Below are 13,060 nucleotides of genomic sequence, written 5' to 3'. Positions count from 1 at the left end.
TTCCGCAGACACGCGCCGGTTTCCGGGAACGGAACACCCGGTGCGAGAGTCTTCAATGGGGGCGCAGTAGGCGTACGAGGCGTACAGGAACGTACGACGCGAAACAGGAGTCCGTGCACGACATGAGCGACGAGCAGCAGCCGCCACAGCAGCCGACCCGGAAACCGGGGCGGCCGAAACGGACGGGCTGGCGACGGATCATCCCGACCTGGCGGATGGTGCTGAGCACCTTCGTCATCGGCACGCTGCTGCTCTTCGGGCTGTTCTTCCTCGGCTACTCGCTCGTCAAGATCCCGCCGGCCAACGCGCTCGCCACCAAGCAGGCCAACGTCTACATGTACGCGGACGGTTCGGTGATCGCCCGCGACGGGGAGGTCAACCGGGAGAACGTCACGCTCTCGCAGATCTCCAAGCCCGCCCAGCACGCCATCCTGGCCGCCGAGGACCGCGACTTCTACACGGAGTCCGCCGTCGACCCCAAGGCGATGCTGCGCGCCGCGTGGAACACGGCCACCGGCAAGGGCAAGCAGTCCGGCTCCACGATCACCCAGCAGTACGTGAAGAACTACTACCTGCGTCAGGACCAGACCGTCACCCGCAAGGCGAAGGAGTTCTTCATCGCGATCAAGCTGGACCGCGAGAAGAGCAAGGACGAGATCCTCGAGGGCTACCTCAACACCAGCTTCTTCGGCCGCAACGCCTACGGCATCCAGGCCGCCGCCCAGGCCTACTACGGCAAGGACGCGGCGGACCTCGACCCGGCCCGCGCCGCCTATCTGGCCGCGCTGGTCAACGCGCCCAGCGAGTACGACGTCGTCGCCCACCCGGAGAACAAGGCCGCGGCCGTGGCCCGTTGGAACTACGTCCTGGACGGCATGGTGACCAAGGGCTGGCTCTCCGAGAGCAAGCGGGAGGGCATGAAGTTCCCGATGCCCAAGGAGGCCACCACCTCCACCAACCTGTCCGGGCAGCGCGGTTACATCGTGCGGATCGTGCAGGACTACCTGATCAAGAACAAGATCGCCACCGAGGACGATCTCAAGGCCGGCGGCTACCGCATCACCACCACCCTGCAGAAGGACAAGCAGGACGCGTTCGTCGACGCCGTCAACGACCAGCTGATCTCCAAGTTGGACCCGAAGAACAACAAGGTCGACAAGTACGTCCGCGCGGGCGGCGCCTCCGTCGACCCGAAGACCGGCAAGGTCGTCGCGATGTACAACGGCATCGACTACGTCAAGCAGTACACCCCGAACGCCACTCGCCGGGACTTCCAGGTCGGCTCCACGTTCAAGCCGTTCGTGTTCACCTCGGCCGTGGAGAACGACTCCACAACGCAGGACGGCCGCCCGATCACCCCGAACACGATCTACGACGGCACCAACAAGCGCCCCGTGCAGGGCTGGAGCGGCGGGACCTACGACCCCGAGAACGAGGACGGGTACTCCTACGGCGACATCAGCGTCCGCACGGCCACCGACAAGTCCGTGAACTCGGTGTACGCGCAGATGGCCGTGGACGTGGGCCCCGAGAAGGTGAAGGACACCGCGGTCGAGCTGGGCCTGCCCACCGACACCCCCGAGCTCCAGGGCGTCCCGTCCATCGCGCTCGGCGTGGCCCACGCCAGCGTCCTCGACATGGCGGAGGCCTACGCGACGCTCGCCAACCACGGCAAGCACGGCACGTACACCATGATCGAGAAGATCACCAAGGACGGCGCCGACGTCATCGAGATCCCGGAGCGCAAGACGTCCCAGGTGGTCAGCCGCGAGGCCGCCGACACCACCACGTCGATCCTGAAGAGCGTCGTCGAGAACGGCACCGGCACTCCCGCCCAGGCCGTCGGCCGCCCGGCGGCGGGCAAGACCGGCACCGCGGAGGAGGACCAGGCCGCCTGGTTCGCCGGGTACACCCCCGACCTCGCCACGGTCGTCGCCGTCATGGGCCAGGACCCGGTCACGGCCCACCACAAGTCCCTGTACGGCGCGCTGGGCGAGAGCCGCATGAACGGCAGCGGACCGCCCACCGCGATCTGGGCCCAGTTCACCAAGGCGGCCCTGAAGGGCAAGCCGGCCAAGGACTTCGACCTGGAGCTCCAGGAAGGCGCGGACGTCCCCCAGTACCCGACGACCGATCCCACCCAGGGCGACAGCACCCGCGGCCAGGACAACGGCGGCGCCACCGGGGAACCCAGCACCACTCCCGGCCAGGACACCGAGGGCCAGACCGGCGGCGAGACGCCGGGCCAGACGGACGGCGGCACCACGGGCGACACCGACACCGGCGGCACCACCGACGGGGGCACGACCACCGACGGCGGCACCACGGGCGACCCCGACTCCGGCGGCACCTCCGACGGGGGCACGACCACGGACGGCGGCACCGACACCGGGGGCACCACCGACGGGGGCAGTACGGGCGGCGACGGCTCGACCGGCGGGACGGACACCGGAGGCGGGGCGACGACGGGATCCGGGGGCGGGCAGCAGAGCCTGGTCCTCAACGAGTGAGCGGCGGGCCGGGTCAATGCCCGCTGGTCGCCTTCAGTCCCACCACGGCGACCAGCAGCAGACAGACGAAGAAGATCCGCGCGGCGGTGACCGGCTCCCCCAGCACCGCCATGCCGACCACCGCCGCGCCGGCCGCGCCGATCCCCACCCACACGCCGTAGGCGGTACCGATGGGCAGGGATTTCGCGGCGTACGACAGCAGCAGCATGCTGGCGACGATGCCGGCGCCGGTGAGCAGGCTGGGGACGGGGCGGGTGAAGCCGTTGGTGTACTTCATGCCGATCGACCAGCCGACTTCCAGCACACCGGCGACGACGAGCAGGGCCCAGGCCATGACGAGCACCTTTCGCAAAGACGGAAACCTGTCGGTGCGTCGTCTTTGCCTTCACCCGGTACGGCGCGTCTCGTCGGGTTCCTTGCAAAGGTAGCAAAGAACCACGAAAAGGGCCGGTGACAAGGGTCACCAGCCCTTTCGAACCGTCGTTCAGAGGTAGAGGCCGGTCGAGTCCTCAGACCCCTCGAACCTGTCGGCGGCCACGGCGTGCAGATCGCGCTCGCGCATCAGCACATACGCGACCCCGCGCACCTCGACCTCGGCGCGGTCCTCCGGGTCGTACAGCACCCGGTCACCGGGCTCCACGGTCCGTACGTTCTGCCCCACCGCGACGACCTCCGCCCAGGCCAGCCGCCGGCCGACGGCCGCCGTGGCGGGGATGAGGATGCCGCCACCGGAACGCCGCTCACCCTCGTTCGTGTCCTGCCGCACGAGGACTCGGTCGTGCAGCATCCGGATGGGCAGCTTGTCGTGCTGGGTGCTGTGCTCGTTTCTGTTGGCGCTCACGCCTTTGAACCTACCTGCCTTTACCGCGTTCGTACGCCGCCGGGTCCGCCGTCACTCAGCCCTTGCGGCGCCGGGTGCCGAGCGCCAGCAGGCCGACGAGACCGACGGCGACGAGCGCCACGGGCACGATCCGCTCGATGCGGGGCGCGCCCTCCTCGTCGGTGAACTTGGCCTTGACATCGCTCACGGCCCGGTTGACCTCGACATAGGCCCGTCCGAGCGTGTGGTCGATGTTCGAGACGACCTTGGCCTTGGCGTCGCCGACGATCGTCTTCGGGTGCACCCGCACCCCGATCTCGTCGAGCGTCTCGGCCAGAGTTGCGCGACGGCGCTTGATGTCCGCCTCGATCTGCGCCGGTGTTCTGGTGTCCGACGTGTCCGCCACCGTACGGCCTCCGAAGTGAAGCTGATGCTGTTTGCGGACAGTCTGTCAGCTCCACGCCGGACCGCACCGTCAGGCTCCCCGGTTACGCTGGTCCGATGAGCGAGCGACTCCAGCCGGGGGACGTGGCCCCCGCCTTCACCCTGCCCGACGCCGACGGCAACGAGGTGTCCCTGTCGGACCGCAAGGGCCGCAAGGTCATCGTCTACTTCTACCCGGCCGCCCTGACGCCCGGCTGCACCAAGCAGGCCTGCGACTTCACGGACAACCTGGAGCTGCTGGCCGGCGCCGGCTACGACGTGATCGGCATCTCCCCCGACCAGCCGGAGAAGCTCGCCAAGTTCCGCGAGAAGGAGTCCCTGAAGGTCACGCTGCTCGCCGACCCGGAGAAGTCCGTCACCGAGGCGTACGGGGCGTACGGCGAGAAGAAGAACTACGGCAAGACGTACATGGGCGTCATCCGCTCCACGGTGATCGTGGACGAGGACGGCAAGGTCGAGCGGGCCCTGTACAACGTGCGGGCGACCGGACACGTGGCCAAGATCATCAAGGACCTGGGCATCTGATCACCCCGCCCGGCCAGTAGCATGGCCGGGCAAGGTCACGCGGCCGTGGTGGAATTGGCAGTCACGCTGGGTTTAGGTCCCAGTGGGGTAACACCCGTGAGGGTTCGAGTCCCTCCGGCCGCACCAGAGTTCGGCGTCAGCCGAGCAGTTCCCGCACGACCGGTACCAGCGCCCGGAACGCCTTGCCGCGGTGGCTGATCGCGTTCTTCTCCTCGGGGCTCAGCTCGGCACACGTCCGCGTCTCGCCCTCGGGCTGGAGGATCGGGTCGTACCCGAAGCCGTTCGTGCCCACGGGGGCGTGCCGCAGAGTACCCCGCAACTGCCCCTCGACCACCCGCTCCGTCCCGTCCGGCAGCGCGAGCGCCGCCGCACACGCGAAGTGGGCGCCCCGGTGGACGTCGTCGATGTCGGAGAGCTGGGCCAGCAGCAGGTCCAAGTTGGCCTTGTCGTCACCGTGCTTGCCCGCCCAGCGGGCCGAGAAGATGCCGGGGGCGCCGTTGAGAACGTCGACGCACAGCCCGGAGTCGTCGGCGACGGCGGGCAGCCCGGTGGCCTGCGCGAGGGCATGCGCCTTGAGCAGCGCGTTCTCGGCAAAGGTGACGCCGGTTTCCTTGACGTCGGGGATCGCCGGGTAGGCGTCCGCGCCGACGAGGTCGTGCGACAGCCCTGCGTCGGCGAGGATCGCCCTGAGCTCGGTGATCTTTCCGGGGTTACGGGTGGCGAGGATGAGGCGGGTCATGAGGACCAGTATCCAGGGGCGCCAGAGGCGCCCCTTCAGGGGCGCGGGGCTGTGTCGATGTGCGGCTCCGCCGCGTGGGCGCGACCAGCCACATTCAGCCCGCAGCCACCCACCACCGGAACCCGGCAGACGAGTAGCACCCGCCCAGCCGGCGCAGCGTTACGGCGTGCAGACCTTGGTCAGCTCACCCGCCGCCTCGGTGACGGGGCTGATGTCGGGGGTCTCGTCGCCGTTCTTCACCGCGTCACGGACATTCGTGACCGCCTGCTGAAGGTCATCGACCGCCTTGTTGACGTCGGCGTTGTCCGTCTTGTCGCCGATCTTGTCGAGGTTGCTGTCGATGGAGGTCAGGGACTCCTCGAGCTGGGTCGGGTCGTTGGACGCGTTCTCCACGGCCTGCTGCAGTTCCGTCACGCTGTCGGCGATCGCGTCGGCGGTCTGGACGCAGTCCATCGCCTTGCTGACGGCATCGCAGCCGGTGGTCAGCCCGGCCGTCAGTCCGACCGCCGCGATGGCTGCGGCGGCTATGGCGATACGGCTCCGGCGGCGTCGGCTCGTGGCCATGGTTGACGTTCCCTCCCTGCTCAGGCCTCGCAGGCCCCCCGTTGTGCACTGGCCGGGCGTACAGCGGTGTGCCGTACGCCCGTACCCCTAGTGACGCCGGGAAGCGCGGCGAGGTTGCGCGCGACTGCGGCTCTTCTTGGTGCGCCCTTTACTTTTCGAGGACGGTATCAAGCGCCTTGCGCTGCAGTTCCGCCAGCTCCCCGCAGCCGGAAACCGCAAGGTCCAGCAGGGAGTTGAGCTCCTCGCGGGCGAAGGGCTCGGCCTCGGCGGTGCCCTGGACCTCGACGAAGCGGCCGTCGCCGGTGCAGACGACGTTCATGTCGGTCTCGGCCTTCACGTCCTCCTCGTAGCAGAGGTCGAGGAGCGGGACGCCGCCGACGATGCCGACGGAGACGGCGCTGACCGTGCCGGTGAGCGGCTTGCGGCCGGGCTTGATCAGCTTCTTGCCCTGGGCCCAGGAGACGGCGTCCGCGAGGGCGACGTAGGCGCCGGTGATGGCCGCCGTACGCGTCCCGCCGTCGGCCTGGAGGACGTCGCAGTCGAGGACGACGGTGTTCTCGCCGAGCGCCTTGTAGTCGATGACGGCGCGCAGGGAGCGGCCGATGAGGCGGCTGATCTCGTGCGTACGGCCGCCGATCTTGCCGCGCACGGACTCGCGTTCGCCGCGGGTGTTGGTGGCGCGGGGCAGCATGGCGTACTCCGCGGTGACCCAGCCCTCGCCGCTGCCCTTGCGCCAGCGCGGGACCCCTTCGGTGAAGGAGGCGGTGCACAGGACCTTCGTGTCACCGAAGGAGACGAGGACGGAGCCCTCTGCGTGCTTGCTCCAGGCGCGTTCGATGGTGACCGGGCGGAGCTGTTCGGGGGTGCGGCCGTCGAATCGAGGAATTGAGGACGTAGCTGCCATGGCGAGAGCCTAGCCGCAGATACGGAAGGGGCCGCTCCCGCGGTGGGAAGCGGCCCCTTCGGTGAGCTCGGAGGCTCACATCATGTCTTCGATCTCCGCCGCGATCGGGTCGGCGTCGGTGCCGATGACGACCTGGATGGCGGTGCCCATCTTCACGACGCCGTGGGCGCCGGCGGCCTTCAGGGCGGACTCGTCGACCAGCGAGGCGTCGGTGACCTCGGTGCGGAGCCGGGTGATACAGCCCTCGATCTCCTCGATGTTGTCGATGCCGCCGAGCCCGGCGACGATCTTCTCTGCCTTGCTGGCCATGTCGGTCTCCTCACGCACTGTTGGCCCAACTTCGCGAGCGATTGGGTCGTGCGTACCGAAAGATGACGTCACAGCAACCAATCGTCCGTAACTGGTCTACACCACACGACAGGCGGTCGCCAACCCATGAGCTCCGGCAGTGAGGTGAGCCCTGCCCGGGCGCGCCGGCAGCGCGCGTTCCAGGGCCTGCAGAAGATGGGTCGCAGCCTCCAGCTTCCCATCGCCGTCCTGCCGGCCGCGGGCATCCTCAACCGCCTCGGTCAGCCCGATGTGTTCGGCGACGACGGTCTGGGCTGGGACAACGTCTCGAAGGTGATGGACGGCGCGGGCGGTGCGCTGCTCGACGGCTCGCTCGGGCTGCCGTTGCTGTTCTGCGTCGGCGTGGCCATCGGCATGGCGAAGAAGGCGGACGGTTCGACGGCGCTGGCGGCGGTGGTGGGGTTCCTCGTCTACTACAGCGTGCTGCGCGAGTTCCCGGAGGACTGTCCGCAGGGGACGAAGGAGATCCCCGACATCGGGTGCGCCGCGGCCGAAGGGGCGGTGAGCGCGTACGAGTACCAGAACCCGGGTGTCTTCGGCGGCATCATGATCGGCCTGCTCGCGGCCTTCTTCTGGCAGCGCTACCACCGGACGAGGCTGGTGGACTGGCTCGGCTTCTTCAACGGGCGGCGGCTCGTCCCGATCATCATGGCGTTCGTGGCGATCGTGTTCGCGGTGCTGTGCCTGTGGGTCTGGCCGCCGATCGGTGACGCGCTGGAGAACTTCAGCGACTGGATGAGCGATCTCGGCTCCTGGGGCGCGGGTGTGTTCGGCGTCGCCAACCGCGCGCTGCTGGTCGTCGGGCTCCACCAGTTCCTCAACGTGCCCATCTGGTTCCAGTTCGGCAGCTACACGACGCCGGACGGTGAGGTGGTGCACGGCGACATCAACATGTTCCTCGCGGGCGACCCGGACGCCGGGCAGTTCACGTCGGGCTTCTTCCCGATCATGATGTTCGCCCTGCCGGCCGCGGCCCTCGCCATCACGCACTGCGCGAGGCCGGCCCGCCGCAAGGAGGTCGGCGGTCTGATGCTGTCGGTGGCGCTGACGTCCTTCGTCACCGGCATCACCGAGCCGATCGAGTACTCGTTCCTGTTCATCGCCCCGCTGCTGTACGTGGTGCACGCCCTGCTGACGGGCGTCTCGATGGCGGTGACCTGGGGGCTGGGCGTGCACGACGGCTTCAGCTTCTCGGCCGGACTGATCGACTACGTCATCAACTGGAACCTGGCCACCAAACCCTGGGCGATCATCCCGATCGGCCTGGGTTTCGCCGTCGTCTATTACGCGATCTTCCGCTTCGCGATCATCAAGTTCGATCTCAAGACGCCGGGTAGAGAGCCGGAGGAAGAGGTCGAGGACGTCACAAAGCTCTGAAAAGAGCTGAGAACGTCCCGAAACCGGTCCGGAAAATCCCCGGGAATCGCGGGTTCCTTATCTCGCCTTCATCGTGCTACAACAGGTCTACACCACTGAGTGGTTTAGACCAGAGACGCTGCCGTCCCCTCCCCACTGCCGGGCGGCGCCTTGCCCCATGGAGGAAGTTGTGACCACGGCCAGCGCCGCTCCCGCGGCCGACAAGAAGAAGGGCGCCGGTGCGATGGCTGTTCTGCAGCGTATCGGCCGCAGCCTGATGCTGCCGGTGGCGGTCCTGCCCGCCGCCGCCCTCCTGGTGCGCTTCGGCAACACCGACATGCTGGGCGACCCGTCCTACCCCGCGTTCCTCACCAAGATCGCGGGCTTCATGGCGGCCGGCGGCAACGCGATCCTCGACAACATGGCGCTGCTGTTCGCCGTGGGCATCGCGATCGGCTTCGCCAAGAAGTCGGACGGCTCGACGGCCCTGGCGGCCGTGGTCGGCTACCTGGTCTTCAAGAACGTGCTGGCCACGTTCACCGACAAGAACCTGCCGCAGGTGGCGAAGGCCGTCGACGGCAAGGTCGTGATGGTCGACGCCCCGGTGGACGCCAAGGTCCTCGGCGGCGTGGTCATGGGCATCGTCGTCGCCCTCCTCTACCAGCGCCTCTACCGCACGAAGCTCCCGGACTGGGCGGGCTTCTTCGGCGGCCGCCGCCTGGTTCCGATCGTCTCCGCCTTCGCGGGCCTGGTCATCGGCATCGTCTTCGGCTACATCTGGCCGGTCCTCGGCACGGGTCTGCACAACGTCGGTGAGTGGCTGGTCGGCTCCGGGGCCGTCGGCGCCGGCATCTTCGGTGTCGCCAACCGTGCGCTGATCCCGATCGGCATGCACCACCTGCTGAACTCCTTCCCCTGGTTCCAGGCCGGTGAGTACGAGGGCAAGAGCGGCGACATAGCCCGGTTCCTGGCCGGTGACCCGACGGCGGGCCAGTTCATGACCGGCTTCTTCCCGATCATGATGTTCGCGCTGCCCGCCGCCTGCCTCGCCATCGTCCACTGCGCCCGTCCCGAGCGCCGCAAGGTCGTCGGCGGCATGATGTTCTCCCTCGCGCTGACCTCGTTCGTCACCGGTGTCACCGAGCCGATCGAGTTCACCTTCATGTTCATCGCACCCGTCCTGTACGCCATCCACGCCGTACTCACCGGTGTCTCGATGGCGCTGACCTGGGCCCTGGGGATGAGGGACGGCTTCGGCTTCTCGGCCGGCGCGGTCGACTTCGGCCTGAACCTGGGCATCGCGACCAACCCGTGGGGCCTGGCCCTGGTGGGCCTGTGCTTCGCCGCGGTCTACTACGTGATCTTCCGGTTCGCGATCACCAAGTTCAACCTGCCGACGCCGGGCCGCGAGTCCGACGAGGAACTCGCCGAACTCCAGAAGGCGGAGGCGAAGTAGGCCGGCGGACCGGCAACAGACCGACGAAGGCCCCGGAACCGGGAAGGTTCCGGGGCCTTGTCGTGGTCGCGCATACGGGCCTGAACCCCGTACGGGCCGTTCCGAGACCGACCGGCTAGATCTCGTACGTCTGCCTCGGCGCCGCGAGCTCCACCGGACCGTCGTAGACCTCGCGCGCGTCGGCCAGGTTGACCTGGGGGTCGGTCCACGGCGGGATGTGGGTCAGCACCAGGCGCCTCGCTCCCGCGCGGGCGGCCGTCTGGCCCGCCTCGCGGCCGTTGAGGTGCAGGTCGGGGATGTTCTCCTTGCCGTGCGTGAAGGCGGCCTCGCACAGGAACAGGTCGGCGTCGCGGGCCAGTTCGTCCAGGGCCGTGCTGATGCCCGTGTCGCCGGAGTAGGTCAGGGTCTTCCCGCCGTGCTCGATCCGGATGCCGTACGCCTCCACCGGGTGGGCCACGCGTTCCGTGTGCACGAGGAACGGGCCGATCTCGAAGGTGGACGGCTTGACCGTGTGGAAGTCGAAGACCTCGCTCATGGACGAGGCGGTGGGGGTGTCGGCGTACGCGGTGGTCAGGCGCTGTTCCGTGCCCTCGGGTCCGTAGACCGGGATCGGGTCGCAGCGGCCGCCGTCGTGCCGGTAGTAGCGCGCCACGAAGTACGCGCACATGTCGATGCAGTGGTCGGCGTGCAGGTGGCTGAGGAAGATCGCGTCGAGGTCGTAGAGACCGCAGTGGCGCTGCAGCTCGCCCAGGGCGCCGTTGCCCATGTCGAGGAGCAGCCGGAAGCCGTCGGCCTCGACGAGGTAGCTCGAGCAGGCCGATTCCGCGGACGGGAACGACCCCGAGCAGCCGACGACGGTGAGCTTCATGAAACAGAAACCTCCGCTGGCTGGAAATCCAGAGAATCCAGAAGATCGGGAATGGGGCGTCGGGGGTCGTGCGGTTTGTCGAGCGTAAGGCGCAAAACCTCCGGTCGCTCCTCCGCCAAGGGCTGTTGTGGGCGAACTCACCTGTGGTGTCAGCCGTTCGGCTGCCGACTCTGTCCAGGTGTTCGGTGTCCGGCCATCTCCGCTCGCTACCCCACAAAAGTGGACGTAACGTCGGAAACAGCTGTCGCCTCCTGTGAAGGGATCCGGATATGGCCGTGTTGGTCGTCAACCAGAGCGCCGAGTGGACCGAGGAGCTCTACCAGGCAACCTTCGACCGGGTGATCCCGGACCGTACGAGTCCCCCTGCTGGGATGGTCGCCCACTACGCGGCGCCGCGCGAGGGGGGAGGGTGGCAGGTCATCGACGTATGGGAGTCGGAGGAGGACTTCCGGCGCTTTCTGGAGGGGTCGGTCGTCCCGGCCGCGAAGGAGCTCGGAGCGCCCCCGTTCGAGAGCCATGTGACCGAGCTGTACAACTCCCTGGTCCCGTAAGGCGCGCGGGGATGGGACGCCGGTAACGTCATCCCATGGACACGTCATGGTGGCTGGCGCTCGCCGCGGTGGTACTGCTCGCGCTCGTCGCCACGCTCGTGGACGGGTGGGGGCGCGGACGGCGTCCCCAGGGGCGGCGGACGCGGCCGCCGGGGCGGCCTCGGGGGCGGGCGCACGGGCCCGCTTCGGCTCGCCCGGAGCCTGCGGAGATCTGGTGGGCGCGGGTGCCGTACGAGGACGGGCCGGGGGCGAAGGACCGGCCGTGTCTGGTGCTCGCGGTGCGCGGGCAGCAGGTCACCGTCGCGAAGATCACCAGCAAGTACCGCGACGAGCGGCGCGGGGTGATTCCGTTGCCGCCGGGCTCGGTCGGGGACACCCGGGGGCGGGCGAGCTTCCTGGAGACGGGGGAACTGCGGGACGTACCGGTGTGGGAGTTCCGGCGGCGGGTCGGGGTGATGGACCCGGTCGTGTGGGACCAGGTCCGTCACCTGTCGACCTGAGGCCGCCCGGCGGTCACGCCCAGAGCTGGCCCTGCAGCGTCTCGATGGCTTCCTCCGTCGTGGCGGCCGTGTAGACGCCGGTCGAGAGGTACTTCCAGCCGCCGTCTGCCACGACGAACACGATGTCGGCGGACTCCCCCGCCTTCAGCGCCTTCTTTCCGACGCCGATCGCGGCATGCAGCGCGGCGCCGGTGGAGATGCCCGCGAAGATGCCCTCCTGCTGGAGGAGTTCACGGGTGCGGGTGACCGCGTCGGCCGAGCCGACCGAGAAGCGGGTGGTCAGGACGGAGGCGTCGTACAGCTCGGGGACGAAGCCCTCGTCGAGGTTGCGCAGTCCATAGACGAGATCGTCGTAACGCGGTTCCGCCGCGACGATCTTGACGTCCGGCTTGTGCTCGCGCAGGTAGCGGCCGACGCCCATCAGCGTGCCCGTGGTGCCGAGGCCGGCCACGAAGTGGGTGACGGAGGGCAGGTCGGCGAGGATCTCGGGGCCGGTGGTGGCGTAGTGGGCGCCCGCGTTGTCCGGGTTGCCGTACTGGTAGAGCATCACCCAGTCGGGGTGCTCGGCCGCGAGCTCCTTGGCGACGCGTACGGCGGTGTTGGAGCCGCCCGCGGCCGGGCTGGAGATGATCTCCGCGCCCCACATCGCGAGCAGGTCCCGGCGCTCCTGAGAGGTGTTCTCGGGCATCACGCACACGATGCGGTAGCCCTTGAGCTTGGCCGCCATCGCGAGCGAGATACCGGTGTTGCCGCTGGTCGGCTCCAGGATCGTGCAGCCCGGGGTCAGGCGGCCGTCCTTCTCCGCCTGCTCGATCATGTGCAGGGCGGGGCGGTCCTTGACCGAGCCGGTGGGGTTGCGGTCCTCCAGCTTGGCCCAGATGCGGACGTCGTCGGACGGCGACAGCCGCGGCAGGCACACCAAGGGGGTGTTGCCGACCGCGGCCAACGGGGAGTCGTAACGCATCGGTGGTCAGCGGGCCTTAGACCATGCCGCCGGCCACGGCCGGCAGGATCGTGACGTTGTCGCCGTCGGCGAGCTTGGTGTTGATGCCGTCGAGGAAGCGGACGTCCTCGTCGTTCAGGTAGACGTTGACGAAGCGGCGCAGCTGCTCGCCCTCGACGATGCGGGCCTGGATGCCCGCGTGCCGCGTCTCGAGGTCGGCGAACAGCTCGGCGAGGGTGTCACCGCTGCCCTCCACCGCCTTCTGACCGTCGGTGTACGTGCGAAGGATGGTCGGGATGCGGACCTCGATGGCCATGGCTCAGGGCTCCTGTCGGGAGTAGTCAGTCGGGGGCGCGCGGCAGCGCAGTGCAGCAGGGTGGTGCGTGGAGGCGCCGCGGCTCACGGCCGTACGGCGGCAGGGTGTCGCGTCAACAGATGGCGCTGGCGAGCCTGCACAGGTCGACGTGCAGCCGCGCAACGAGCAGCATGCCCGGCGTCTTTTCGCTCACGTCGTGGAAAACCATGGGGTCAT

The 13,060-nt window shown here is 68.7% G+C and carries 17 protein-coding genes, 1 tRNA gene and 1 riboswitch; of the genes, 7 read left to right on the top strand and 11 right to left on the bottom strand.

Annotation, left to right across the window (positions count from 1 at the left end; genetic code table 11):
• Nucleotides 1-122: 122 nt before the first annotated feature.
• On the top strand, nt 123-2,510 hold the full coding sequence (locus ACZ7L6_RS28410) for a transglycosylase domain-containing protein (RefSeq protein ID WP_471928673.1): 2,388 nt from the start codon (nt 123-125) through the stop codon (nt 2,508-2,510).
• 13 nt (nt 2,511-2,523) lie between these two features.
• On the opposite strand, the gene ACZ7L6_RS28405 is transcribed toward ACZ7L6_RS28410, so the two are convergent.
• The 3 genes from ACZ7L6_RS28405 to ACZ7L6_RS28395 all read right to left on the bottom strand — a co-directional run bounded on the left by ACZ7L6_RS28405 (nt 2,524) and on the right by ACZ7L6_RS28395 (nt 3,736).
• Nucleotides 2,524-2,844 carry a DMT family transporter gene (locus ACZ7L6_RS28405; RefSeq protein ID WP_471928671.1) on the bottom strand — a complete coding sequence of 107 codons (321 nt, stop codon included), beginning with the start codon at nt 2,842-2,844 and terminating at the stop codon, nt 2,524-2,526.
• Between the two features lie 33 nt (nt 2,845-2,877).
• Nucleotides 2,878-2,940: riboswitch (guanidine-III (ykkC-III) riboswitch) on the bottom strand.
• Nucleotides 2,941-2,994: 54 nt separating this feature from the next.
• Nucleotides 2,995-3,351 carry a GroES family chaperonin gene (locus ACZ7L6_RS28400; RefSeq protein ID WP_471928669.1) on the bottom strand — a complete coding sequence of 119 codons (357 nt, stop codon included), beginning with the start codon at nt 3,349-3,351 and terminating at the stop codon, nt 2,995-2,997.
• A 55-nt stretch (nt 3,352-3,406) separates the two neighbouring features.
• Nucleotides 3,407-3,736, bottom strand: a complete 330-nt coding sequence (locus ACZ7L6_RS28395) for a DUF3618 domain-containing protein (RefSeq protein ID WP_471928667.1) — start codon at nt 3,734-3,736, stop codon at nt 3,407-3,409.
• Between the two features lie 95 nt (nt 3,737-3,831).
• Between ACZ7L6_RS28395 and bcp the strand changes: the two genes are divergently transcribed.
• The gene (gene bcp / locus ACZ7L6_RS28390; protein WP_471928665.1) at nt 3,832-4,299 is read left to right on the top strand and encodes a thioredoxin-dependent thiol peroxidase; all 468 of its coding nucleotides are present in this window, start codon (nt 3,832-3,834) and stop codon (nt 4,297-4,299) included.
• Nucleotides 4,300-4,338: 39 nt separating this feature from the next.
• Nucleotides 4,339-4,425: transfer RNA gene (locus ACZ7L6_RS28385), tRNA-Leu, on the top strand.
• Between the two features lie 10 nt (nt 4,426-4,435).
• Here ACZ7L6_RS28385 and rdgB read toward each other — a convergent pair.
• The 4 genes from rdgB to ACZ7L6_RS28365 all read right to left on the bottom strand — a co-directional run bounded on the left by rdgB (nt 4,436) and on the right by ACZ7L6_RS28365 (nt 6,815).
• A complete protein-coding gene (gene rdgB, locus ACZ7L6_RS28380) occupies nt 4,436-5,038 on the bottom strand; it encodes an RdgB/HAM1 family non-canonical purine NTP pyrophosphatase (protein WP_471928663.1) in 603 nt (200 codons plus the stop codon).
• 159 nt (nt 5,039-5,197) lie between these two features.
• Nucleotides 5,198-5,602, bottom strand: a complete 405-nt coding sequence (locus ACZ7L6_RS28375) for a hypothetical protein (protein ID WP_471928661.1) — start codon at nt 5,600-5,602, stop codon at nt 5,198-5,200.
• Between the two features lie 148 nt (nt 5,603-5,750).
• Nucleotides 5,751-6,488 carry a ribonuclease PH gene (gene rph, locus ACZ7L6_RS28370; protein ID WP_471929053.1) on the bottom strand — a complete coding sequence of 246 codons (738 nt, stop codon included), beginning with the start codon at nt 6,486-6,488 and terminating at the stop codon, nt 5,751-5,753.
• Between the two features lie 93 nt (nt 6,489-6,581).
• A complete protein-coding gene (locus ACZ7L6_RS28365) occupies nt 6,582-6,815 on the bottom strand; it encodes a PTS sugar transporter subunit IIB (protein ID WP_471928659.1) in 234 nt (77 codons plus the stop codon).
• Between the two features lie 126 nt (nt 6,816-6,941).
• Here ACZ7L6_RS28365 and ACZ7L6_RS28360 point away from each other — a divergent pair, with 126 nt between their 5' ends.
• Nucleotides 6,942-8,231 carry a PTS transporter subunit EIIC gene (locus ACZ7L6_RS28360; RefSeq protein ID WP_471928657.1) on the top strand — a complete coding sequence of 430 codons (1,290 nt, stop codon included), beginning with the start codon at nt 6,942-6,944 and terminating at the stop codon, nt 8,229-8,231.
• A gap of 169 nt (nt 8,232-8,400) precedes the next feature.
• Nucleotides 8,401-9,666 (top strand): PTS transporter subunit EIIC, encoded by a 1,266-nt coding sequence (locus tag ACZ7L6_RS28355; protein ID WP_471928655.1) that lies wholly within the window; start codon nt 8,401-8,403, stop codon nt 9,664-9,666.
• A gap of 115 nt (nt 9,667-9,781) precedes the next feature.
• Here the strand turns inward: ACZ7L6_RS28355 and ACZ7L6_RS28350 are convergent, their stop codons facing one another.
• On the bottom strand, nt 9,782-10,534 hold the full coding sequence (locus tag ACZ7L6_RS28350; protein WP_471928653.1) for an MBL fold metallo-hydrolase: 753 nt from the start codon (nt 10,532-10,534) through the stop codon (nt 9,782-9,784).
• Between the two features lie 269 nt (nt 10,535-10,803).
• Here ACZ7L6_RS28350 and ACZ7L6_RS28345 point away from each other — a divergent pair, with 269 nt between their 5' ends.
• Together ACZ7L6_RS28345 and ACZ7L6_RS28340 are read left to right on the top strand one after the other, a co-directional pair.
• Nucleotides 10,804-11,085 carry a hypothetical protein gene (locus tag ACZ7L6_RS28345; protein ID WP_433041074.1) on the top strand — a complete coding sequence of 94 codons (282 nt, stop codon included), beginning with the start codon at nt 10,804-10,806 and terminating at the stop codon, nt 11,083-11,085.
• 35 nt (nt 11,086-11,120) lie between these two features.
• Nucleotides 11,121-11,585 (top strand): type II toxin-antitoxin system PemK/MazF family toxin, encoded by a 465-nt coding sequence (locus ACZ7L6_RS28340; protein ID WP_471928651.1) that lies wholly within the window; start codon nt 11,121-11,123, stop codon nt 11,583-11,585.
• Nucleotides 11,586-11,598: 13 nt separating this feature from the next.
• Here the strand turns inward: ACZ7L6_RS28340 and ACZ7L6_RS28335 are convergent, their stop codons facing one another.
• The 3 genes from ACZ7L6_RS28335 to ACZ7L6_RS28325 all read right to left on the bottom strand — a co-directional run bounded on the left by ACZ7L6_RS28335 (nt 11,599) and on the right by ACZ7L6_RS28325 (nt 13,052).
• Nucleotides 11,599-12,549, bottom strand: coding sequence for a PLP-dependent cysteine synthase family protein (locus ACZ7L6_RS28335; protein ID WP_471928649.1), 951 nt, complete (start codon nt 12,547-12,549; stop codon nt 11,599-11,601).
• Between the two features lie 16 nt (nt 12,550-12,565).
• On the bottom strand, nt 12,566-12,844 hold the full coding sequence (locus ACZ7L6_RS28330; protein ID WP_471928647.1) for a MoaD/ThiS family protein: 279 nt from the start codon (nt 12,842-12,844) through the stop codon (nt 12,566-12,568).
• Nucleotides 12,845-12,956: 112 nt separating this feature from the next.
• Nucleotides 12,957-13,052 carry a putative leader peptide gene (locus tag ACZ7L6_RS28325; protein ID WP_316959376.1) on the bottom strand — a complete coding sequence of 32 codons (96 nt, stop codon included), beginning with the start codon at nt 13,050-13,052 and terminating at the stop codon, nt 12,957-12,959.
• Nucleotides 13,053-13,060 lie beyond the last annotated feature (8 nt).

Source organism: Streptomyces sp. NPDC107522 (genome assembly GCF_055657525.1).
This window is presented reverse-complemented; position numbering and strand designations above follow the sequence as displayed.